The 23,390-nt window shown below is 52.8% G+C and carries 15 protein-coding genes; 12 read left to right on the top strand and 3 right to left on the bottom strand.

Translation table 11 applies throughout. The features are described from left to right. Window positions 1–101 precede the first annotated feature (101 nt). The 12 genes from ppsA to PUT07_RS00740 all read left to right on the top strand — a co-directional run bounded on the left by ppsA (window position 102) and on the right by PUT07_RS00740 (window position 19,358). A complete protein-coding gene (ppsA, locus tag PUT07_RS00795) occupies window positions 102–2,720 on the top strand; it encodes a phosphoenolpyruvate synthase (RefSeq protein WP_274465816.1) in 2,619 nt (872 codons plus the stop codon). A gap of 174 nt (window positions 2,721–2,894) precedes the next feature. Beyond that, window positions 2,895–3,494 carry a TetR/AcrR family transcriptional regulator gene (locus PUT07_RS00790; protein ID WP_274465815.1) on the top strand — a complete coding sequence of 200 codons (600 nt, stop codon included), beginning with the start codon at window positions 2,895–2,897 and terminating at the stop codon, window positions 3,492–3,494. A 67-nt stretch (window positions 3,495–3,561) separates the two neighbouring features. Then, a complete protein-coding gene (locus PUT07_RS00785; protein WP_274465814.1) occupies window positions 3,562–4,776 on the top strand; it encodes an MFS transporter in 1,215 nt (404 codons plus the stop codon). 126 nt (window positions 4,777–4,902) lie between these two features. Further along, window positions 4,903–6,726 (top strand): sensor histidine kinase, encoded by a 1,824-nt coding sequence (locus PUT07_RS00780; RefSeq protein ID WP_274465813.1) that lies wholly within the window; start codon window positions 4,903–4,905, stop codon window positions 6,724–6,726. Then, complete coding sequence (locus PUT07_RS00775; RefSeq protein ID WP_274465812.1) at window positions 6,719–8,239, top strand: response regulator transcription factor; 1,521 nt, start codon at window positions 6,719–6,721, stop codon at window positions 8,237–8,239. Before PUT07_RS00780 ends, PUT07_RS00775 begins: the two co-directional genes overlap by 8 nt. A gap of 155 nt (window positions 8,240–8,394) precedes the next feature. Beyond that, window positions 8,395–9,873, top strand: coding sequence for an ABC transporter substrate-binding protein (locus tag PUT07_RS00770; RefSeq protein WP_274465811.1), 1,479 nt, complete (start codon window positions 8,395–8,397; stop codon window positions 9,871–9,873). A 73-nt stretch (window positions 9,874–9,946) separates the two neighbouring features. Then, entirely contained in the window at window positions 9,947–10,885 is a 939-nt protein-coding gene (locus PUT07_RS00765; RefSeq protein ID WP_274465810.1) for an ABC transporter permease, read from the top strand. Between the two features lie 43 nt (window positions 10,886–10,928). After that, window positions 10,929–11,831, top strand: a complete 903-nt coding sequence (locus PUT07_RS00760) for a carbohydrate ABC transporter permease (RefSeq protein ID WP_274467416.1) — start codon at window positions 10,929–10,931, stop codon at window positions 11,829–11,831. 54 nt (window positions 11,832–11,885) lie between these two features. Then, window positions 11,886–13,205 carry a glycoside hydrolase family 125 protein gene (locus tag PUT07_RS00755; protein WP_274465809.1) on the top strand — a complete coding sequence of 440 codons (1,320 nt, stop codon included), beginning with the start codon at window positions 11,886–11,888 and terminating at the stop codon, window positions 13,203–13,205. Next, window positions 13,202–16,327 (top strand): beta-galactosidase, encoded by a 3,126-nt coding sequence (locus PUT07_RS00750; protein ID WP_274465808.1) that lies wholly within the window; start codon window positions 13,202–13,204, stop codon window positions 16,325–16,327. The genes PUT07_RS00755 and PUT07_RS00750 overlap by 4 nt, the downstream gene beginning before the upstream one ends. A 3-nt stretch (window positions 16,328–16,330) precedes the next feature. Next, window positions 16,331–19,063, top strand: coding sequence for an alpha-mannosidase (locus PUT07_RS00745; RefSeq protein WP_274465807.1), 2,733 nt, complete (start codon window positions 16,331–16,333; stop codon window positions 19,061–19,063). A 46-nt stretch (window positions 19,064–19,109) separates the two neighbouring features. After that, a complete protein-coding gene (locus PUT07_RS00740) occupies window positions 19,110–19,358 on the top strand; it encodes a hypothetical protein (RefSeq protein WP_274465806.1) in 249 nt (82 codons plus the stop codon). 127 nt (window positions 19,359–19,485) lie between these two features. Here the strand turns inward: PUT07_RS00740 and PUT07_RS00735 are convergent, their stop codons facing one another. From PUT07_RS00735 to PUT07_RS00725, 3 genes are all read right to left on the bottom strand, one after another. Further along, window positions 19,486–21,627, bottom strand: coding sequence for a GMC family oxidoreductase (locus tag PUT07_RS00735; protein WP_274465805.1), 2,142 nt, complete (start codon window positions 21,625–21,627; stop codon window positions 19,486–19,488). 317 nt (window positions 21,628–21,944) lie between these two features. After that, complete coding sequence (locus tag PUT07_RS00730) at window positions 21,945–22,241, bottom strand: hypothetical protein (RefSeq protein ID WP_274465804.1); 297 nt, start codon at window positions 22,239–22,241, stop codon at window positions 21,945–21,947. A gap of 107 nt (window positions 22,242–22,348) precedes the next feature. Further along, window positions 22,349–23,197, bottom strand: coding sequence for a helix-turn-helix domain-containing protein (locus PUT07_RS00725; RefSeq protein ID WP_274465803.1), 849 nt, complete (start codon window positions 23,195–23,197; stop codon window positions 22,349–22,351). Between the last annotated feature and the right edge of the window lie 193 nt (window positions 23,198–23,390).

Genomic DNA, 23,390 nt, shown 5'->3' with positions numbered 1-23,390 from the left:
TGATACGAACACATTTATTCTATCTTACATCTTAAGTGTATCACGACCGGTTAACTCTTGTCAAATGGTTTTCTCAAATTCATGATTAGGAGTGATTTGGCATGCCTTCATTGGTTCTCGGCTTCCACGAAATCGAAACGAAACAGCTTTTGCTCGTCGGCGGAAAAGGCTTAAATTTAGGGGAATTATCTAAAATTCAAGGCATACATGTACCCGAAGGATTTTGTGTTACGACCGTAGGCTTTCAAAAAGCCATCGAACAAAACGAAACGTATCTTGCTTTGTTGGACCGATTAACCATGCTAAAAGCAGAAGATCGGGATCAAATTGGTGAGATCAGCAGGGAAATTCGGCAAATCCTTATGGAAGTGAAGATTCCGAGGGATGTTGTGGAGGCCGTGACGCAGTATCTCTCCCAATATGGCGAGGAGCATGCTTATGCCGTGCGATCTAGCGCGACTGCTGAGGATTTGCCGCATGCTTCTTTTGCCGGGCAACAAGACACCTATTTAAATATCATAGGCCGAGAAGCCGTTTTGCACCATATCAGCAAATGCTGGGCTTCCCTATTTACGGATCGCGCGGTCATCTACCGGATGCAGAATGGCTACGATCACAGGCAAGTTTACTTATCCGTTATCGTTCAAAAGATGGTTTTCCCCCAAGCTTCAGGCATTTTATTTACGGCTGATCCAATGACCTCCAATCGGAAGTTGCTGTCCATCGATGCCGGTTATGGACTTGGAGAAGCGCTCGTCTCCGGCTTGGTATCTGCGGATTGTTATAAAGTTCAGGAAGAGGAAATCGTCGAGACGCGGATTGCGACTAAGAAATTGGCGATCTATGGTCGGAAAGAGGGCGGAACGGAGACCCGGCAGCTCGATCCCGATCAGCAGCAGAGTCAAACGCTGTCTGAACACCAAATTCTGCAGCTGGCACGCATAGGAAGACAGATCGAGGCCTATTTCGGTCGCCCGCAAGATATCGAATGGTGTTTGGCCGATGATACGTTTTATATTGTCCAGAGTCGGCCAATCACGACTTTATACCCGGTCCCTGAAACGAATGACCAAGAAAAGCACGTCTATTTATCGGTTGGTCATCAACAAATGATGACGGATCCCATCAAACCGTTGGGATTGTCTTTTTACCTGTTAATCACTCCTGCACCTATGCGTAAAGCCGCGGGGAGGTTGTTTATCGATGTTGCACCTAGGCTCACTACACTTGCCGGCCGGGAAGCTTTATTAAATACCATAGGATCCGATCCGCTCATAAAAGGCGCACTCATGACCGTCATCGAGCGAGACTTTATACAATTGCTGCCAAATGATCAAACGCCACCGATGCCTGGCAGAAATCATACAGATGGGCCGGTACCATTCGAGAACGATCCGACAATCGTTGCTGATTTGATTCAGCGTAATCAAGTGTCGATCGAAGAGCTAAAACAAAACATCCAAGCGAAATCGGGACCGGAATTGTTTGATTTTATTCTGGAAGATATCCAGCAATTAAAGAAGATCCTGTTTGACCCGCAAAGTACGGCTGTGTTCATGGCTGCTATTAATGCCACGACATGGATCAATGAAAAAATGAACGAGTGGTTAGGCGAAAAAAACGCAGCGGATACACTTTCTCAATCCGTACCGAACAATATTACTTCAGAGATGGGTCTGGCGCTATTGGATGTCGCGGATGTGATTCGCCCTTATCCGGAAGTGATTGCGTATTTACAGCAGGTTCAAGCGGATAACTTCTTGGAGGAACTCGTTAGATTGAAGGGCGGCCGGGAAGCGCGAGACGCTATCAACGCTTATCTTCATAAATTCGGCATGCGATGTGCCGGGGAGATCGATATTACGAGAACGCGGTGGAGTGAGAAACCCATGGCACTTGTCCCTATGATTCTCAATAATATCAAAAGCTTTGAGCCTAATGCCGGCATTCGGAAATTTGAACAAGGGCGACAGGAAGCTTTGGAGAAAGAGCAAGAGCTATTAGAACGATTGCTACTATTACCGGATGGCGAAGCAAAAGCTAGCGAGACTAAACGAATGATCAGCCTCATCCGGTCATTCATCGGATATCGTGAATATCCGAAATACGGCATGATCAGCCGCTACTTCGTGTATAAACAGGCTTTGATGAAAGACGCCGAAAGACTCCTTCAAGCCGGCGTTATTCGTGAGAAAGAGGACATTTTCTATCTCACTTTCGAAGAACTTCACGATGTTGTACGCACTAATCATCTCGATGATCAGCTCATCAACAAGCGGAAAGAGGATTACAAATTTTACGAAAAACTAACGCCTCCACGAGTGATTACATCGGATGGTGAAATCATTGTGGGCAAGTACAACCGAGACAATCTGCCAACCGAAGCGATTGCAGGTCTACCTGTGTCTTCCGGTGTTATAGAAGGTCGAGCCCGCGTCATCTTGCATATGGAAGATGCGGATATCGAAGAGGGAGATATCTTAGTCACCGCCTTTACGGACCCTGGCTGGACCCCCTTGTTCGTATCGATCAAAGGTTTAGTTACCGAAGTTGGCGGACTGATGACCCACGGAGCGGTTATCGCTCGCGAATACGGCTTGCCGGCCGTTGTTGGCGTGGAGAATGCAACCACCCTCATCAAAGACGGGCAGCGCATTCGCGTGCATGGAACGGAAGGGTACATTGAAATATTGGAAAGCGACAATGTCAAAAGGGCATAAAATAAAGAGAGCGATACCAACGCCGCGGCAGCCGCTCCGTCAAGGAGCGGCTGTTTTCTTTTTGACACGATAAGTTTGCAAAGACTTCACTTATCACCTATACTGAATAAATGTTCAGTATAATGGATGACTCTCATTTTAAAGATCTGCCAGCTGGAAAGTGGTGAAGCATGCGTGAATAAAAAGCAACAGCAAGCCGAGCAAACAAAGAAGAAGATCGCCGATGCGGCGCGAGCTTTATTCGCTCAAAAGGGCTACAAAGCAACGGCCATTGAAGACATTGTCAAAGCAGCGGGGTGCAGTGCCGGTAACATTTATTATCATTTCAAGAACAAGGAAGGGCTTTTTGTATACTTACTTGAAGATTGGAACAGGGAATGGGATCGGACATGGCTGGTTAAAGAAAAGCAGTACCTGACTACAACCGATAAACTGTACGGTATGGCTGAATATTTGGCGCTTGATCAAATGAGCCACCCCTTGACGAAGGCCGCTGATGAGTTTTTCAACAACGCGGAGAAAGCTCCGGAGGTGGAGGAGCGGATAAATGAAATGGTCCAAGGGTACATTGAATTTAATCGGCGGCTGCTTCAGCAGGGAATCGATAACGATGAATTTGCAATCAAGAATGTGTCCAGTCTGGCGATTATTTTGGACAGTTTGCTGCTGGGGCTAAGTCAACATAGCCGGAGAATGGAACGAGAGGAAGCGCTAGAGGCTTATCGGCTGGCTATGGATGTGTTTCTGCAGGGCATTGCGAGGCGGATCCGCTAGCCTTTTTTTTGTCAATATACTGAATATTTATTCAGGATTATTATTCGATTAATGGAGGAACTTTGTCATGAAATTATTGACAAAAAATCAGGGAGCATTATTCATTCTCATGTTTAATTTACTATTGGTCTTTTCCGGAATAGGGCTTGTCATCCCGATTATGCCTAAGTTCATGGAGAGTCTGGGCATTACGGGAGGAATTATCGGCCTGTTGGTTGCCGCTTTTTCATTGACGCAGCTTCTCTGTTCGCCAGTGGCCGGCCGTTGGGCCGATTCATTCGGCAGGAAAAGAATGATCGTCGCCGGCATGATCGTGTTCGCCGTCTCGGAAGCGATGTTCGGATTAGCCGGTTCGGCCGGCCTGCTCTTTGTTTCGAGATTGCTGGGCGGCGTCAGTGCCGCCATGATTATGCCGGCCGTTATGGCTTACGCAGCGGATATCACGACACCGGAAGAACGCGCAGTCGGGATGGGGTATATTACAGCAGCGATTACAACGGGCTTTATTATCGGACCGGGCATCGGCGGTTATATCGCTGAATTCGGCATCCGCGTACCTTTTTACGCCGCGGCGGCTGCGGCGGTTTTTGCGGCATGCATCACTTTGGTTTTCCTTCGGGAGTCGCTTCCAAGCCAAGATCAGGAGTATGCAGCGGATACGCCATCCGGTCCGGTTGAACCAAGGGGTTTGCTTACGCAATTGAGGAATGCTTACAAAGAGCCGTATTTCTTAAGCTTAATCATCGTTTTTGTGATGTCGTTCGGACTTGCTAATTTCGAAACGATCTTCGGCCTGTTCGTGGATCAGAAATTTGGCTTTCAGCCTAAGGATATCGCCTTCATCATAACGTTCGGGTCCATCGCCGGTGCCGTGGTTCAAATGACGGCCTTCAGCTGGATATTGAAACGTTTTGGGGAGAAGCGCGTCATTTCCCTATGTCTGCTGTTTGCAGGTTTGTTTATTCTGCTGACGCTTTTCGTTCACCGATTCTGGATGATTTTTGCCGTGACCTTTGTCGTATTTTTGGCGATCGATATTTTACGGCCGGCCATCAGCACGCAAATGTCCATGGTGGCTAAGGATCAGCAAGGCTATGTCGCCGGCCTGAACTCCGCTTTCACCAGTCTTGGCAATATTGTGGGACCGATTGCAGCCGGATTTTTATTCGACTTGGATGTCAATTACCCGTATACGCTGGCGTGCCTAGTCATGTTATTCTGTTTCATCTTATCGGTGAAAGGGACGAAGCGCAGCTTGCAGGAAACACGTACATCCTCCTAACGGGAATTCGTTCGGGGCTGCGGGGTGTAGGATACGGCGGCATTCTTCGTTCCTATTCCCGCATTTTCATGTGGCGTTCCTTGGTGTTATAATGAACCCGATTATGAGCAGGAGATGATAGCCTTGATGGGGTTCGGCAAACTGGGTATAACGCACTTGAGAAACAACTTGTTCATGAAGCTGCTGCTCCTGTTTTCTTTGATTACCATTCTCACGATTATTTCATTTTCGTATTTCATGTACCGGTCAATGTCGCAAGCGGCCATCAATCGGGAACTGGATATTCAGAAGAAAGCGATGACGAACGTAAACAATTATTTGGGGCAAAAGTATGACTCCGCGCAGTCCATCTTATTCGGGCTGTACAGGGACAGCTCGCTGGCCGCCGGCGTCTCCTTCATGCTGCAGCACCCCTTTCAAGAATATGTGCAGCATAGTCTTGAACAATATAACATGGGCGGAACCAGCACGTGGAATGACGGCTTGGATTATTTCAAGAACCGTTTGGAGGATGACGCGGACATTCGCAATCTGATGCTGTACAGTGTGGACCAGCAAGTCTTGTATGTCCTCAGCCATAACCGGCCGATGAGGATGATCTCCGCGAACGCGGCGCATTCCTACATCCCGGATGTGATGGCGCTGGACAATAAGAGCGTCTCGCTGCCGAACGTTTGGCTGCGGGATGCCGCGAATCAATGGGATAATCATCTGTACTCGGTGCGGACACCGATCAGCGATAAGCAAACGTTGAAAAACATCGGTCAACAGGTTGTATTTTTCAGCTCGGATGGCATCTGGAACGTATTATCGAATGAGCAGGCCGAACTGAAAGGGACGATACTCGTTCTGTCCTCGGATGGAGGCGTGCTGTTCGACTCTTCCGATCGGTATTACGGCAAGCCTTATCCGCACATGGATCAGGTGAACGCGATGTATGAACATAACGACCTGAGCAAGACAGATTATGTGACGAAGCTTACGCAAAACAAAGGGGATTTTATCGTCGTCGGCTTGATGCCGAAAGAGGAGCTGGCGGCTTCCTCTTGGCGAATCGGAAGCACGATCTTCTCGATCGGCGCGGTTTGCATTGTGATTGCGATATTACTGCCTTCTCTGGTCGTGCTGAATGTCGCCAAACGAACTAATCTCATCATCCGGTTCACGCGGAAGGTCAAGCAAGGCGACTTGACCGCGCGGATTCAGGATAACCGGGAGGATGAGCTCGGCCAAATATCGCGCAGCTTTAACGAGATGATCGATGAACTGAATCAGTATATCGACCGTGTATATAAGGCGGAGATCAAACAAAAGCATACGGAGCTAACGGCCTTGCAGGCCCGGGTCAATCCCCATTTTCTATACAACACGCTGGAAGTGATCCGCATGCGGGCGATTTCCCAGGGCGCTCATGACGTAGGTGAGATGATCTACAGTTTATCGGCATTATTCCGCAGCTTCGTTCAGCAGAAGAGGAATTACACGCTGAAAGACGAGCTGGAAGCTTGCCGCTTGTATTTGGAACTGTTCCAGATTCGCTATAAGGATAAATTCACTTATTCGATCGCGTGCGATCCCAGGCTGGCTTCCCGCCGTGTGATGAAAATGTCGCTGCAGCCCATCATCGAAAATTATATCGTGCACGGACTGCGAAGCGAGAGCACAGACAACGAGCTGCATATCCGGGTTCGACTTGAGGAACCCTTCCTGCACGTTCAAGTGGAGGACAATGGCAACGGCATATCCCCAGAGCGGTTGAAAGAGATCGGGATGCTGCTGCAATCGGAGGAAACGGAAGGAGAATCTTTCGGTCTGCGCAGCATTAATCAACGTCTGAAGCTGCTCTACGGCGGTAAATTCGGCATTGAAGTGCACAGTGAAGCGGGCCGGGGAACGTGCATCGATGTATGGCTGCCTGCTGACGACGGGAAGGAGGGGCACGATGTTTAGAGTTTTCCTTGTAGACGACGAACCTTTCATTATCGAAGGTTTGTATGACATTATCGATTGGGCGGAAGCAGGACTGGAAATTGTCGGACATGCCGGCAACGGGCAGAAAGCTTTGGAAGCTTTGCGGGAAACTTCCGTCGATATTTTGCTGACCGATATCTCGATGCCTGTCATGAACGGCTTGGATTTGATTCGACATGCGCGATCCGTTCATCCGGAGTTGAAGGTGATTGTGCTCAGCGGCTTCGACGAGTTCGGGTATTTAAAAGAAGGCATGATGCTCGGCATTGAGAATTATTTGCTGAAGCCGATTAATATCAAAGAGCTGAAAGCGACGCTGCATAATACGGTGGAGAAGCTGCATTCTTCCAAAGAGACACAATTAGTCCAAGCCTACAACAAGCAAATTCTGAAGGACAACACCTTGCAGCGGTGGCTTACGAACCAGATGGCGCCGCTTGAATTCTACGAGCGGGCCGATTTGCTGGGCATCGATCTCGACTGTACCTATGTGGCCGTTTCTATTCTTCGAGCCGAATCCGGCGCCGCAGCAATGTTCGAGCTTCTCACTCGGCGTTTGGAGCCGTACCGCTGGTTGAGCGCATTCTCCGACATGGATGGAGACATCGTGCTGCTGGCGTTCATGAACGATGCCGAGCGGGAAAGGAAAGAACTGAAGGAGCACCTTCGGCAGTTTCAAGTCGAGCAGCATGACCGATTGCTCCGCATCACGATAGGCAGCGTGGAGCTTCTTGCGGAGCAGGCGGGACGCAGTTACGCGGCGGCGAAGAAGGCGCAGGAATATTTCTGGATCTATCCCGAGCTGCTCATGATTGACGCTGCGGAGCTGGAGTTTCAAGAAGGTCAGCCCAAGGCGGATTTCTCCATCATAGACTGGCCATCCTATGCCAAACTGATTGTGGCTAAGGACCAAGAGCAATTGCGCCTGCTGATTCAGCAGGATTTCAAACGCATGCAAGCGCTGCCTGGTATCACGCCGCAGCATTTTCAAGATATCGCTTATGAGATGGTCATTCATTTCAAAATGGAGCTGAAAGCGATCCGCCATACCGAGGAAGCGGACGTTTATCATCAAGCGTTTCAACAAATTAGGAGCGCCGTAACGCTGGACGATTTGGAGAAAGTGATTGTAGAGGTCGCCGATATGACCATCGGCTGCTTACTCTCCGACGTTCGAAGTCCGATTGTGCAGCAGGTATTGAAATATATTCATCAATCTTACGCGGAAGAGCTGTCGCTCAAAATGCTTGGCGCTCACTACCATATCCATCCTGTTTACTTAGGGCAGTTGTTTCACAAAGAAATTAATGAATCGTTCACGGAATATATCAACCGGTACCGGATCGAGAAAGCGAAGGAACTGCTCAAAACGACGACTACCAAGGTGCACGTCATTGCCAAAGAGGTGGGGTATTGGGAAGTCGGTTATTTCTATAAACAATTCAAGAAGTATGTGGGGATATCCCCAACCGATTATAGAGGACTGCTCTAGGGAAAACTGGAGTGCAGTCCTTTTTTCTGTTTTTTCTTTGATTTGTACACCGATACATTTAATTTATCGTCTATTTGTAACGGCTTTCATGAGGTACTGTAAATATAGCCCCCTCGGGCTTATACATTAGAGCACTCAACAGGGAGGATACAAGAATGAGCAAGATCAAAAAACGGTTGGCTGCGACACTCGGACTGACGCTTGCAGCTTCTATGGTACTTAGCGCATGCGGCAGTAAAGACGCTGCCGATAACAATGGAGCGGGTTCACCGGACAAACCGGTAGAATTAATTTGGTATACGATCGGTACTCCGCAGAAGGACGTTGACCGCGTTATGGCCGAGGTCAGTAAATATACGGCAGAGAAAATCGGCGTAACGGTGAAAATGAACATGATCGACTGGGGCGACTACCCGCAGAAAATGCAGGTGATGGCCGCTTCCGGAACACCGATGGATATCATGTTCACGTCTTCATGGGCCTTCGATTATGTGCAGAACGCTCGGAAAGGCGCATTCAAGCCGATTGACGAGCTGCTCCAAAAAAATGGACAAGGCATTGTGAAAGCGTTGGACCCGGCATTCTTGAACGGCTCCAAAGTTGACGGCCATAATTACGGCGTGCCGGCGAATAAAGAGCTTCCGGCGCAAGACGTATGGCGTTTCAATAAAAATCTGGTCGATAAATACAACTTGAATATAGATAATGTGAAATCCATTGAAAGCTTGGAGCCGTTGTTGAAAGCGATTAAAGAGAAAGAGCCGAATGTATATGCGTTAGCCGTGGACAAAACGTTCATGCCTTACGTTCCATATGACTATGTAATCGAGAAAATGCCGATGGCTGTCAAAGTCGACAACCCGGATTTCAAAGTCGTTAACATTCTGGATACGCCGGAAATGAAGCAAGCGCTTCAAACGATGAACAAATATTACAAAGCGGGGTATATCCCAACGGAAGCGGCAACGCTCAGCTCGCTGAACGATGTTCAAGTGACCGGCAAATGGTTCGCGGACAAAGCGACGAATCAACCGTTCGCAGACAATTTGTGGTCGGCCAGCTACGGGTATCCGGTTGTTTCCAAACAAGCCAGCCCGGCTTTCATTTACAACTGGTCCGTTATGGGCTCCATGCAAGCGATCTCGGCGAATTCCAAATATCCGGAGAAAGCGATGGAGTTCCTGAACCTGCTGAATACGGATCCGGTGCTGCGCAATATGGTTGATTCCGGTATCGAAGGCGTCCATTACAAAAAGCTGGATAACGATAAAATGGAAAACTTGCCGGAATCCAAAAATTACGATATGCCGACCTTCTCGCTTGGGAACGTCCTGCTGACGTACAAAGACCAGAAAGATCCTGACAACAAGTGGGACGAGTTCAAAAAATTTAACGATACCGGCGTACCGGCACCGCTGCTTGGCTTCAACTTCGATCCTTCGAAAGTAACGAGTGAAATTGCGGCGGTTCAGAACGTCAAAGAAGAATTCTGGGCAACCTTGATGACGGGTACCGTCGATCCGGAGAAATTCATCCCGCAAGCGAATGAGAAGTTCAAAGCGGCCGGGCTTGATAAAATCATGGCGGAAGCGCAAAGCCAGATCGATGCTTGGAGAGCGGCGAATAAGAAATAAGATCAGATGCTGGATTAGGCGAATGTAAAGCATTCGCCTGATCTTTTTAATCTTCAAGATGAGGGGTGATTGTATGAATAGAATAGGAGCATTTCTGAGAGATGTTAAACAAAGCAGAGTGCTGCTGCTCATGGCGCTGCCGGCGACGCTTTGGTTCCTGTTCTTCTCGTATTTACCGATGGCCGGTATGGTGATCGCATTCAAACAGTACCGCTATAGCCGGGACGGCTTCTGGGCAAGCATAATGGAAAGCAAATGGGTCGGCCTGCAAAATTTCAAATTTCTATTCAGCACGAACGATGCATATATCATTACGCGCAATACCTTGCTCTATAATACGGTGTTTATCGTTGTCGGGCTTGTACTCTCGGTGGCGCTCGCGATTATTTTATCGGAAATCGCCAATAAGAAGCTGGCCAAAGTGTACCAAACCGGGATGTTCCTGCCTTACTTCTTATCCTGGGTCATTGTAGGCTATTTCGTGTTCAGCTTCCTGAGCTTCGATAAAGGGATGCTCAACCATATTCTAGCGGCGTTCGGCGTCGATCCGATCCAGTGGTATAACGATAAGACGTACTGGCCTCTTATTATCATTTTGGTTTACCTGTGGAAGTCGGTAGGCTACAGCTCCGTCGTTTATTTGGCGGCGATTATGGGGATTGACAAGTCGCTCTATGAAGCTGCAATGATTGACGGCGCAAGCAAATGGCAGCAAATCAAGCACATTACGTTCCCGATGCTGAAGCCGCTGATGACGATCTTGACCTTGCTCGCGATCGGGCGTATTTTCTATGCCGACTTCGGCTTATTCTTGCAGGTGCCGAGAGATTCGGGAACGCTGTATTCGGTCACGAACGTAATTGACACCTATGTATACCGCGGCCTCAAATCGACCGGGGAGATCGGGATGAGTACCGCAGCGGGTCTCTATCAATCTGTGATCGGCTTCATTCTCGTCATGACGTCCAACTATATTGTCCGGAAATATGATAAGGATAACGCGCTGTTCTAATGAACGGAACGGAAAGGAGGGAAATAGCGTGATTACGAAACCGATGAAAAGTCGTGACTTTCATAAATTACCGCCTGTGCTCAATGTGCTCTTTAATCTCGTAGCGGGGATCTTTGCGCTAGCTTGCGTGTTTCCGTTCCTGTTCGTAACGATCATCTCGTTCACGGACGAGAAGTCGCTCAGTACGAACGGGTACCGGATCTTCCCCGAGAAGTGGAGCCTGGAAGCTTACAGATACTTGTTCAAAGCGGGAGATCAGCTGCTGATGTCGTACGGCGTCACGATTCTGGTGACCGTCGTCGGAACGATTGTCAGCCTGCTTCTGACGGCTACTTTTGCCTATGCGATTTCTAGAAAAAGCTTTAAATTCCGCAATTTCTTCGGATTTTTCGCCTTTTTCACGATGCTGTTCAACGGGGGGCTTGTCCCGACCTATATCGTCGTTACACAGCTTATGGGACTGAAGGACTCGCTGTGGGCGCTGGTCTTGCCCTTGGCCGGCAATGCGTTCTATATGATGATCATGCGGACGTTCTTCAGTACGTCGGTGCCTGACGCGATCATTGAATCCGGGAAAATCGACGGAGCCGGCGAGTTCGGCATTTTCGTCAAGCTGGTGCTGCCGCTCTCGCTTCCGGGACTGGCAACGATCGGTTTGTTCAGCACGCTGGGATACTGGAACGATTGGTTTAATGCACTGCTCTATATCGATTCGCCGAATCTCGTGCCGCTGCAGTCGATGCTTATGCGAATCGAGAACAGCATGCAGTTCCTGCTTCAGAACACGAATAACCCGTCCATCGGCGTGAGCTTGCTGCAATCGCTGCCGCAGGATACGTCGCGGATGGCGATGGTCGTGCTTGCGACAGGACCGATTATTTTCGCCTATCCGTTCTTCCAACGGTATTTTATTCAAGGTTTGACGATCGGTGCGGTGAAAGAGTAAATCCGAAGAACTTATACGAACATTGTTCATTATTCAAATGATGGAGGATATCCCATGGAACAATTCAGATTGCCCAAAATTGCGATGCCGAAGCTGGAGCTGCCGCAGGCGATTCAGGACGTGCTGGCGGAAGCAGAAGTGAAGCTGGCCCATCGCCCGAGATTATTGCAGTTATTTAAGAACTGCTTCCCCAATACATTGGAAACGACGACGAAATTGATGGAGGACGGCACGACCTTCGTCATTACCGGAGATATCCCGGCTTCCTGGCTGCGCGATTCGGTTGAACAGGTCATGCACTACGTGCCTTTCGCGAAGAACGATCCCGATCTGCAGCGCATCCTCAGCGGACTCATTAAACGTCATATTCACTATATCTTAATCGACCCTTACGCGAACGCTTTTAATGAATCGGCGAACGATTGGCATTGGAACCAAGCAGACCGGACGGACATGTCCCCATGGGTATGGGAACGGAAATTCGAGCTGGATTCGCTGTGCTTCTCCATGCGCCTGGCCTATGCCTATTGGAAGGAAACGGAGTTGACGGATATTTTCGATGCCGGCTTTAAGGCGGCGATGATCCGTATCTATGAGCTGTTCAAGACGGAGCAGCGCCACTTCGAGGAGTCGCCGTACCGGTTCACACGCAATAACGGCATTCCGACCGACTCGCTGCGCAATAACGGCATGGGGATGCCTGTGAACTATACGGGCATGGTCTGGTCCGGTTTCCGTTCAAGCGACGATGCTTGCGACTTCCACTACAACATCCCGGCGAATATGTTCGCGGTTGTAGCGCTGCGGCATATGCAGGAATTCGCGGAATGGGTGTTCCGGGATACCGATTTCCTGCATGAATTGAAGGCACTCGAAGCGGATATCGATCATGGCATCCAGCTGTACGGCATCTACCGCCATCCGGAGTTCGGCCCGATCTATGCCTATGAGACCGACGGCTTCGGCAACTACTGCCTGATGGACGATGCGGGAACGCCGGGACTGATGTCGATTCCGTATCTGGGCTATGTATCCGCCGATGATCCGGTTTACCGGAATACGAGACGATTTGCGCTCAGCAAGGAGAATCCGTTCTACTTCGAGGGCAAAGTGGCCAAAGGGATCGGCAGCCCCCACACGCCGGACAACTACATTTGGCATATGGCGCTGTCCATGCAGGGAATAACGGCGACCACGGCGGAAGAGAAGCTGGCGATGATCGCCATGCTTGAAGCGACGGACGCGGACACCGGGTATATGCATGAGGGCTTCCATGCCGACGATCCCGCCCTTTTCACGCGAAAATGGTTCGCTTGGTCCAACAGCTTGTTCTCCCAGCTGGTGTATCAAGCCATGAAGGAAGGCTTGCTATGAGGCGTCCCATTATCATTTTCTACGAGGCCGGCTTCCCGAGCGGCGCAGCAAGCGAAGTTCCGGCCGCCGAACTGACGGCGCTTGGCGGGAGCATAGCAGGCGTCGATGCGCTGGGTGAAGCGCTCCGGCAGGCGGAAGGCGGATGCTTCGTCAACCTGCATGCGCCCTACTTCCCGAAGTCCGCTTGGCCGGACATTCTGGCGTTCTTGCGACGCGGCGGCGCACTCCTTAGCATCGGCGGCGCCGCCTTCAAGCGGCCTGTGCGCCGCGAGGCCGGCAGCTGGTATGCGGAAGCGGAACAAACCGCTTACCATCAGCAATTGTTCATACATGAGATACTCCCGGTGGAATCGAAGGGAATTCGCAGTCTTGCGGCGTCTGCGGCGGTGCCGCTGCTGGCGGGGCAAGAATCGCTGTTCGAGATCGGCGATACATGGAACATGGTGCCGCATACGACACGTAACAGCGATTTGCCCCATCAGATGGGAGCGGCAGGGACGATGAGCACGCAGATCTATCCGCTGCTGAAGGGCGTAAGCCAAGAAGGGCGGGAAATCGCGGCGCCGGTGGTGCTGTGGGAGAACACCCGCGGCGAGTTCGCCGGTTCGCGGTGGCTGTTCGTGAACACTACGATCCGTGGAACGTTCTGGGCGAATGGCGGAGCGCAGTCCTTGATCGCTTGGGCGGCGATGTGCGCCCAAGGCGTTACGGAGCTGTGGATCAAGCCGAATTATGCCAGCTATGAGCCTGGGGAGCATGCGGTATTGACGCTGCAAACCCAGTACCTGGGAAGGCCTGTTGCCGGAGCTGCGTCGAGAGCGTGGACATTCGATCTGAAGGTAGAGCGTGAAGGGAGCGGGCAGGCCGTATGGGCGCAGCGCGTGACAGCCGAAGTGACCAAGGAATTCGGCAGTATGCGAATTCCAGTGCCGCTGGCGATCGAGCGCGGCTTGTACCGTGTGACCTGTCAAGCGGAGTCGGCGGACGGAGAGATTCGCATGCTGCGCCAAGGCTTCTGGGGATACGATTCGAGCTTGCTCGCCGAAGGAAGTCCGGTCCGTTGCGACCGCGACTATTTCATCCAAGACGGACGGCCCCTGCCGATTGTCGGCATGACCTATATGGCGTCCGACGTTGCGCGCAAATTTCTGTTCCTGCCGAATGCGGATGTGTGGGACCGGGATATGGCGCAGATGGCGAGGGCGGGCATTAACTGGATTCGTACGGGCATATGGACGGCTTACCGGAATATCATGCAGGTGGACGGCCATGCTTCCGAGGAAGTGCTGAGAGCGATCGACGCCTTCTTCTTAACGGCGAAGAAACACGGCTTGCAGGTGACGTTCACCTTCTTCTCCTTCACACCGGAACCATGGGAAGGCGTCAACCCCTACCTGGATCCGCAAAGCATCGAGGCGCAGAAGCGGTTCATCCGCTCGATCGTGTCGCGTCACCGCGCGTCAACCCATGTGGATTGGGATCTGATCAACGAGCCGTCGATGTTCGATCCGGCGCAAATTTTCGCGGACGGGCCTCGTTCCGGCAGGGACGCATTCGAGCAGGCCGCTTTCATCAATTGGCTCAAGGAGCGCCATGGAAGCATCGAAGGGCTCCAGGAGCGGTGGAACATGTCGCCGGAGCAGCTGCCGACTTTCGAAGCGGCGGCCATTCCCGAAGCCGGAGACATCAACTTTGACGTGCAAGATATGCATAGGGCGAAGAAGGGCACCCGCTGGCTCGATTACTGCTTATTCTCGATGGATATGCACAATCGCTGGGCCCAAGAGCTCTACGATACGATCAAGGACATCAGTCCTAACCAGCTTGTCGTGGTCGGACAGGACGAGGCGCTGGGCGCGCAGCGGCCATCGCCATTCTTCTATGAGGAAGCTGTGGATTACACGACCGTTCACTCCTGGTGGCTGAACGACAATCTCCTCTGGGACGGCATTTTTGCGAAAACAGCTCGGAAGCCCAATGTGGTTCAAGAGACGGGCATCATGTACGTGGAAACGCCGGATGGACGCGCCAAGCGTTCGGAGAACGAGCTCCGCAGCATGCTGGAGCGCAAGTATGCGTATGCTTTCGCAGCCGGCGGTGCCGGAGCCATTCATTGGATCTGGAACACGAACTTCTATATGGATAATGCGAACGAATCGCATATCGGCGCGCTGCGCGCGGACGGCACGGAGAAACCGGAAGCGGACGTATCGTACGATTTCGGCCGGTTCATGGCGGAGATCCGGGATCTGTTCCGCGACCGGCAGCTGGAAGACATCGCAGCGATTTTCCCTTATTCGAACGATTTCTCCAACCGGCAGTTAGCGTACGATGCGACGACGCGGATGGTCCGCGTACTCTCCTACCAGATGAACATGCCGCTGCGCGGCGCATCGGAATATCATCTGGACGATCTGGCGGAGCAGCCGCCGAAGCTGATTGTGCTGCCTAGCGCTCATAACATCGATGAGCAGGCTTGGAGCAAGCTGATCCATATCGTCAAGACGACGGGGGCGACGCTGCTGGCAACAGGTCCGGTCAGTCTCGATGCTTATTGGCATTCTGTGCCGCGTCTGACCGATGTGTTGGGCGAAGGGACGCTTCACAATGTGCGCCGGGAAGAAAGGCTTCTGCTGCACGGCGCGGAACTGCCGGTATCCTACGGTCAGCGCCGCATCGCAGAAGTGATGAAGGAAGTGCGCACAGGCATTCCTGCGGCTGCGGGAAGCGGCCGTGGCGACACCGTCGTTCACATTCCGCTTGGCAGCGGCCGACTCATCTGGAGTCCGCTGCCGGTCGAATTGAACGAGAGAACGGATACGCTGGTCGAATTGTACCGGTATGCGATCGAAGCGGCAGGATGCGAAAGCGGATTGCAGTGGAACCGGGGCGGCGATCTCGCCGGTGTATTCGGGAGGAAGCTTCGTTATAGAGACGGCTTCTTATACGTATTCGTATCCGAATATGCGTGGGACGCGGAGATCGAAGTGAAGGATACGGACAGCGGGGCTGTCTATGCGTTTACTTTGGAAGCGGAGCGATCCGTACTTTTTGCAGCTGACAGCAAGGGCAGCATCCTGTCCGTCTACCGGCCGGAAGAAGTTCATATCGAGAGGAGCTAAGCCATGAGCACGAAGAGAACGGCGCATATTATTTCCCATACGCATTGGGACCGGGAATGGTATTTGCCTTATGAGAAGCATCATGTACGCCTTGTTAAATTGGTGGACACCTTGCTGGATAAATTGGATAACGACCCGAATTACCGCAGTTTTTATTTGGACGGCCAAACGATTATTTTGGAGGATTACCTGCAGGTACGACCGGATCAGAAGGGCAGATTGGAGAAATATATCCAGGACGGCCGTATCATCATCGGTCCTTGGTATATTTTGCAGGACGCGTTCCTCACCAGCAGTGAAGCGAATGTGCGCAACATGCAGATCGGTCATCAGGATGCGAGAAAATACGGCTCCGTGGCCAAAATCGGCTATTTCCCCGATACGTTCGGACTGGTCGGCCAGACGCCGCAGCTGATGCAGCAGTCGGGCATTACGAACGCGCTGTTCGGCCGCGGCGTGAAGCCGACGGGCTTCAACAACACCGTCTCCGACGGCGATTATGAATCGTCGTTCTCGGAGCTGATCTGGGAGGGGCCCGACGGTTCCAAGGTGCTTGGCATTTTATTCGCCAATTGGTATTCGAACGGCAATGAAATTCCCGCTGACCCGGAAGCGGCGAAAGCCTACTGGGAGCGGAAGCTGGCGGATGCAGAGAAATATGCGTCAACAAGCGAGCTGCTCTTCATGAATGGCTGCGATCATCAGCCGATCCAGCTCGATTTGCCCGAAGCGATTCAGACGGCGCGTGAGCTGCATCCGGATACCGTATTCGTTCATTCGAACTTTCACGATTATTTGCAATCTGTGCAGCGTTCGCTGAAGCATGAGCTTTCTACCGTCAAAGGCGAGCTGCGAAGCCAGCGCACGGACGGCTGGTCGACGCTGGTGAACACCGCTTCGGCGCGCGTGTATTTGAAGCAGATGAATCAGCTGGGGCAGGCGATGCTGGAGAAAGTTGCCGAACCCTTGGCGGCGTTCGCGCACGTCCTCCGCGCCGGAGAGAACTATCCGCACCATCTGTTCACGTATGCGTGGAAGACGCTCATGCAGAACCATCCGCATGACAGCATCTGCGGCTGCAGCGTCGATGAAGTGCACCGGGAAATGGTCACACGCTTCGAGAAAAGCCGGCATGTAGCCGAGGCGATCGTTGAAGCAAGCTCGCGTGCCATTGCCGGAGCGGTTAATACGTCAAGCTTCGGGAAGGATGCACTGCCGGTTGTCGTCTTCAATACATCCGGTTGGGAGCGTACGGGTGTTGTAACTATCGAGATCGATGCGCTGCGCTTATATTTCCGCGATGGCTACTCGCTGGAGGAAGCAAGCCGTCTCGCCAAGGAAGCCGATCTTGCCGGACGCGTGCTCGTGGATGAACATGGCCTGGAAATTCCTTGCACGGTGGAAGACGCCGGGTTGCAATTCGGCTACGAGTTGCCCGATGACAAATTCCGTCAGCCGTATATGTGCCGTAAAGTGAGATTGACATTCGAAGCGGGGAAAGTTCCTTCGCTGGGATTGAAAACGTACGCTTGGGTGATGAAGGCGTCGACGCTCCCTCCCACGTCCTCGCTGCTTATCGGAGACCGGACACTCGAGAATGAGGTTCTGAAAGTAACCATTGCGGATGACGGTTCATTCGCCGTAACGGACAAAACCAACGGCCGCACGTACCGCGATCTGGGCGTCTATGAGAATACCGGGGATATCGGCAACGAGTATATGTACAAACAACCGGACGGTGAAACGGCACGAACGACCAAAGGATTGGCCGCGCAAATCCGCGTGCTGCAAGATACGCCATATCAGGCGGCGATCGAAATCGTCCATGCGTGGGAGATCCCGGCGTCGGCGGATGAGAAGCTGGAGGAAGAACAGCGTGACTTGGTCTACTTCCCGTATCGTAAAGCGCAGCGTTCCAAGCATATGGTGCCGATGACGATCCGGACCGTTGTTTCTCTGAGCCGCAACGGCCAAGGGGTCGTAGTGGAGTCGGCGTTCAACAATCAGGCTAAGGACCACCGTCTGCGGATGCTGTTCCCTACGGATCTGAACACGAATGTTCACCGTGTGGACTCTATGTTCGAAATCCCGCAGCGCGACAACACGCCGGCGGGAGAGTGGGAGAATCCGAGCAATACGCAGCACCAACAGGCATTCGTTGATGTCAGCGAGGCGGGAGCAGGTCTTGTTGTTGCCAACCTCGGCTTGAACGAGTATGAGGTTCTGCGGGACGGACGCAATACGATTGCGGTAACGCTGCTCCGTGCGGTTGGCGAGCTTGGCGACTGGGGCTTGTTCCCGACGCCGGAGGCGCAGTGTCTCGGCGAGCATACGGCACGCATGGAGCTCATTCCGTACAGTAACTCCAGTATGCAGTCCAGGGCATATGCGGAAGCCTATCAATTCCAGATTCCGTGGACATTATGCCAGACGGAGGTTCACGGGGGAAGCATTGCGCCTACGTTCGGGCTATTCCAGTGGGAAGGCGAGGAGCTGGCTTTCTCCTCGTTGAAAATGAACGAAGGAACCGGAGATTTGCTGCTCCGTTGGTACAACATGAGGCCTCAAGCTGCAGAATTGAAGCTGAAGGCCGGTATTCCGCACTACTATTTCTACAAGAGCACGATCCTCGAAGAGCACGGGGAGCGCGTCGACGCAGCTGTCTCGGACGGCCGATTGTCGCTGCCGGTAGGTGCTTGCGAAATCGTCACGCTCGGCGTTGCTCGCCGCAGCTAAACGTAAAGGGCGCCCCCCAGCTATGTGAATGGCTGGGGGGCGCCCTTTGTGCGTTTGGCGGCCTGCGGGCGGCAAGCTTTATGCGCCGCGCAGGCTATTAGGCGGCTCGGGCAGGGGGGCGGCGCTGCATAGAGGCGGGAGCGCGTGCCTGCCGGAGATGCGCTTGTGCCAGCGCGGCGCACTTGGCAGGAGTACGCGTCTCCTGCCGAGCACGTGCCAGCGCGCTGTGCTGCCGCCAGGTTTAACGGACACCACGGCCGTTAAACCCAGGAATGTGGGCGCGCGGCCAATGTAACGGACACCGAAGCGCTTATTTACCGCAAATGGGGCGCAAATGGCATACGCATCGGCAAATAGGGACATTGGTGTCCGTTAGAATGCCAATTCGGCCATCATTGGCCGAATAAGGGCCGCTGTGTCCGTTAGCCATGCCTAACCAGATTTCCGGCTGTGCGGAAAGCCAAGGCCAGAATCGTCAGCACCGGATTCACGCCGCCATTGGTTACATGGACGGAGCCGTCGCTCACCCAGAGATTGTCATATCCGTGAACGCGGCCGTTCGGATCGGTAACGGAAACCGCCGGGTCGTCCCCCATGCGCAAGGTTCCCGCCTGATGCTGTCCCGCACTAAGTTCTCCGCCCGGCTGAGTCCGCCAAACCCGGCGCGCGCCGGCCGCCCAGAGCCAAGTCTCCGCGCGCTCCGCCAGCATGGCGGAGGCGCGAAGCGACTCGGGGTGGACACTTCCCGAAAGCCGGGCGACGGGCATGCCGAAGCGGTCTTTGACCGCCGGGGAGAGCCTTACTCTCTCCTCGGGCGTCGGAATGTCCTGGATCGGGCCCTGGACATGGCTGGTGCGCAGGTAGCTCTCGCGCATTGCAGCCTTCCCGGCGGCACCCCACCGCACGGCATCGGGTGCTAACGCGCGGTACCAGTGAATGAGGGGCAGCCGGGTGAACTCATTGGCCAGCATCCCGCCGCCGATGATCCCGCCTCCGTTGCCGTGGGCAAAGTGACGGGTGGCGATGCTTACCCCGGGTCCAAGTCCGTCTTGGACCGGCTCGCCAAAGAGGCCGTAGGCTCCCGAATACACATGGCCCTGAAGGTTCCTTCCGACCTGCCCGTACCGGTTGCCGATGCCGTCCGGTTCGGCATCGCTCGCCGAATGGAGGAGCAGCCGCGCACTTTCAATGGCGCCGGCAGCAACGATCACGTGCCCTGCCCGCACCTGGAGCCGCCGGAGCGAGCCTCCCGCAGCCTGCACAAGCCGAACGCCGGTAGCGTGTTTGCCTCCCTCAGTGTCGATTCGTTCGACCATCGCATCGCAGATCAGATCGCAGTTGCCGGTAGCCATGGCGCGCACGAGCATCGTATTGTGACCGCCGTTCTTGCTGTTCGTCGGACAGGCGAACCCGACGCACTGCCCGCACCTCCCGCAGGCGGAACGGCCGTCGCGCTCGACGGAATTGATGAGAAGGGGGACAGGTCCTGCGTCCCACCCCAGCTTTGCCGCCGCACGCGCCAAACGCTCCGCTTCCAGCGTACTGGGCAATGGCGGCATCGGGTATGGCCGCTGACGATCTCCGCATCCGCGGTGTGCGTCTCCGTCTCCCGAGACGCCGATTTCCCATTCTGCGCGCTCATAATAAGGTTCAAGCTCCTCGTAACTAAGCGGCCAATCGCGAAGGGAGCTTCCGTCCGGTATGCCGTAACGGGTCGCCATCCGAAAGTCATCCGGATGAAATCTCCAGGCTTGCGCTCCATACACGCGTGTGCCGCCGCCAACCGTCATCGCGTTATTATGATAGCCGCCATCGATAGGGGCTGTAATCCGTTCGGTGCCGTCCGCCAGCACGATCGTGCGGGGATGGCCTTCCAGCTCCGGCCCTGTATTGTGGCCATATTTACTTAACCGGTGATTGCGGAGATGATCGCTGCCTACCTGGTCGAAGCGAAGCCAGCTTCCGCGCTCAACGACGAGCACGCGGAGCCCCGCTTCGGCCAATACGGCCGCTGCCACCGAGCCCCCGGCCCCGGCTCCCACGACGATTGCATCATACTCTTCACGAAGCTGTTCGATCGTTCGCTGCGGCAGATCCGTCTCCGGATTCGCGGCGCCGGTACCCGATACGGGCCCCGGGCGGAAGCCAAGCATCTCCCAGGACTTCCCGCCGAGATTCCCGCCGGCTTCCGGACTTCCATAATATCCTTCAGCAACCAGGTTCAGAATGGCAGCAAAGAAAAGCTTCGCCGAAGGCGAAACAGGCCAGCTGCTACGGGTACGATCAAGCTCAAGCTCTTGTAACAATGCATCCTGCTTGTCACCCGACAGCTGAGAGAAGGGGTGACCATGCAAGGCGGCAGCCTCCGCATCCAGGGCGCGCAACCCGGGTTCGATGACATCTTTCCAAGTGCCGGGATCCTCCTGGGCGCGCCGCTTCACATATTCCGTAACGCCGCCTTCGGTTGCCGAAGGCCAAGCATCCTTCGGAATGAGCCGATCTGCGATAACGCTTACAATCGCGTATGTTTCATCCGATAAATCATAGTTATCACCGAGTTTCATCTTCCTCCACCCCTGATTTCCAGTCTCCTTGCAAGGTCAAATGGCAGCTTCATGAACGTACGCTCCTTTCCCCGTCGAGGCCAACGAATTCCAATCATGAAAAGATTCAAGGGCTTATATCGCTTATGCAGTGGTTCGTGGAGGGAATGTGGATGTAAGCGCTTATAGGGATAAGTCTATCACGCTATTCGGCTTTCCTGCCAGACTTTTCATGGATGCAGCAAGATGCGGACGAGCATCATGACGTCTGCCGCCAATGCAAAAAGCAGCCGCTCATGGCGGGCGCATCGCCCGGAGCAGCTGCTTCTTCATTTGACTTATAGCTTAGTAATCGGCTTGTAAGTCCAGTCTCTGGATAGCCGGATGGCCTTCAGGACGCGTATTCCCTGCGGTTTGGGATGAAGAATTTTAAACTCCATCGCAGGCGCAATATTTTTCAATTCAACCTCTAGATCATAATGTCTTAAGAACAAATCGATATAATGCCCGACCGTCGGTTTGGTCCCGATGTCAACGAATAACTCCAACTGCTCCGTGCGGACGCCAAAATAATCGGTTATTTCAACGGTCAAAAAATATTTATCCTGGGTTGTAATCTTATGTGCCGTATTCATGATGTCTGCTCCTCTGAAGTATGGTTAGTTAGCCATTCGATTCGGGAAGAGCGGATTCCTTCAAATTCGGATCCAGGGTGACGATGTACATTTGTTTCCATGAATGTCTACAGTGCGGGTTCCTCAGCTTCCTGCCTGCGGTATTGTTGAGGCGTAAGAGATACCTGTTCGCGAAAGGTTTTGGAGAAATAGCTCGCGGACCGAAAGCCGGTTCGCTCGGCGATCAGATGGATGGGCAGTTCACCGCTTCGCAACAGATGTTTGGCAAGCTCCAACCGGGTTTCGAGCAGCTTCTCTTTGAATGTGACGCCATAATATTGTTTCATGATCCGTTCCAGTTGACGAACGCTAACGCCGATCTTCCCGGCCAATGCTTCCGGGGTAAGCTCTTGAGATGGATCGTCGAAATAGGTATCGGCGATATAGCGCCGGGAGTCGTCGGGAATTTTAAGAGGGATATAATAGTTGGATTTCTTATGTTGAGTAAAAGAGCGAACGGCGTTCATAATGATTTGACTCACTAAGCTTTGTACCACCGTATAGTAGCCCAAATATTGCAGCTCGAGTTCTTTCAGGATGGATTCGAACAGCAAGACCGTACGGAACTCGTCTTTGCCGAACCAGAAGCGGGTGTTCGTTAAGGTTCGCAGGACCTCGTCGATTTCCGATTGGAGATAGGTGCTGCCCTTGGTCTGCCTCCCGGACCGGATTTTGATCTCAAAATTAATGCAATACTCGCTCATCGGATCATCCCGATCGGCAAGCTGCTCGTGGTACACCCCGGGCCCCGTCACGTAGAAAATGCCAGGTTCAATTTGAAATTGTTGGTGCGACACCCGCAGCAGCCCTCTGCCTTTCGGAATAAAATGCAGTTCATAGCTGCTGTGGCAATGATTGCCGTAGTACCAGGAAGGAACGGGGGGTTCATAATTGATATATAAAATATTGATCAACATATTGCCCATCTGGTGTTTAATATTTAAGTTTTCGTAAACCACCGGTGTTTGCAGCTGCTTTCCTCCGTTCTTCCATTCTTCCGTTCTTCCGTCCTAAGTTTATTATAACGGTAGAATGTGAAAAAAACGACATCATTTGTAGATCTCGTCGATTATGTCTATTTATTCGCATTCATCCTTAACTTATGCTTAG

It is taken from the genome of Paenibacillus sp. MAHUQ-63 (assembly GCF_028765165.1).
Taxonomy (GTDB): domain Bacteria; phylum Bacillota; class Bacilli; order Paenibacillales; family NBRC-103111; genus Paenibacillus_E.
The sequence above is the reverse complement of the archived record's forward strand: the minus strand, read 5'-3'. Positions and strand labels throughout refer to the sequence as shown.

Bases quoted from the DNA above. Each gene is read 5' to 3' on its own strand.
- PUT07_RS00725 (WP_274465803.1), bottom strand. From the start codon at position 23,197: ATGTTGATCAATATTTTATATATCAATTATGAACCCCCCGTTCCTTCC.
- PUT07_RS00755 (WP_274465809.1), top strand. From the start codon at position 11,886: ATGGAACAATTCAGATTGCCCAAAATTGCGATGCCGAAGCTGGAGCTG.
- PUT07_RS00760 (WP_274467416.1), top strand. From the start codon at position 10,929: ATGAAAAGTCGTGACTTTCATAAATTACCGCCTGTGCTCAATGTGCTC.
- PUT07_RS00775 (WP_274465812.1), top strand. From the start codon at position 6,719: ATGTTTAGAGTTTTCCTTGTAGACGACGAACCTTTCATTATCGAAGGT.
- PUT07_RS00780 (WP_274465813.1), top strand. From the start codon at position 4,903: ATGGGGTTCGGCAAACTGGGTATAACGCACTTGAGAAACAACTTGTTC.
- PUT07_RS00745 (WP_274465807.1), top strand. From the start codon at position 16,331: ATGAGCACGAAGAGAACGGCGCATATTATTTCCCATACGCATTGGGAC.
- PUT07_RS00765 (WP_274465810.1), top strand. From the start codon at position 9,947: ATGAATAGAATAGGAGCATTTCTGAGAGATGTTAAACAAAGCAGAGTG.
- PUT07_RS00750 (WP_274465808.1), top strand. From the start codon at position 13,202: ATGAGGCGTCCCATTATCATTTTCTACGAGGCCGGCTTCCCGAGCGGC.
- PUT07_RS00785 (WP_274465814.1), top strand. From the start codon at position 3,562: ATGAAATTATTGACAAAAAATCAGGGAGCATTATTCATTCTCATGTTT.
- PUT07_RS00735 (WP_274465805.1), bottom strand. From the start codon at position 21,627: ATGAAACTCGGTGATAACTATGATTTATCGGATGAAACATACGCGATT.
- ppsA (WP_274465816.1), top strand. From the start codon at position 102: ATGCCTTCATTGGTTCTCGGCTTCCACGAAATCGAAACGAAACAGCTT.
- PUT07_RS00770 (WP_274465811.1), top strand. From the start codon at position 8,395: ATGAGCAAGATCAAAAAACGGTTGGCTGCGACACTCGGACTGACGCTT.
- PUT07_RS00730 (WP_274465804.1), bottom strand. From the start codon at position 22,241: ATGAATACGGCACATAAGATTACAACCCAGGATAAATATTTTTTGACC.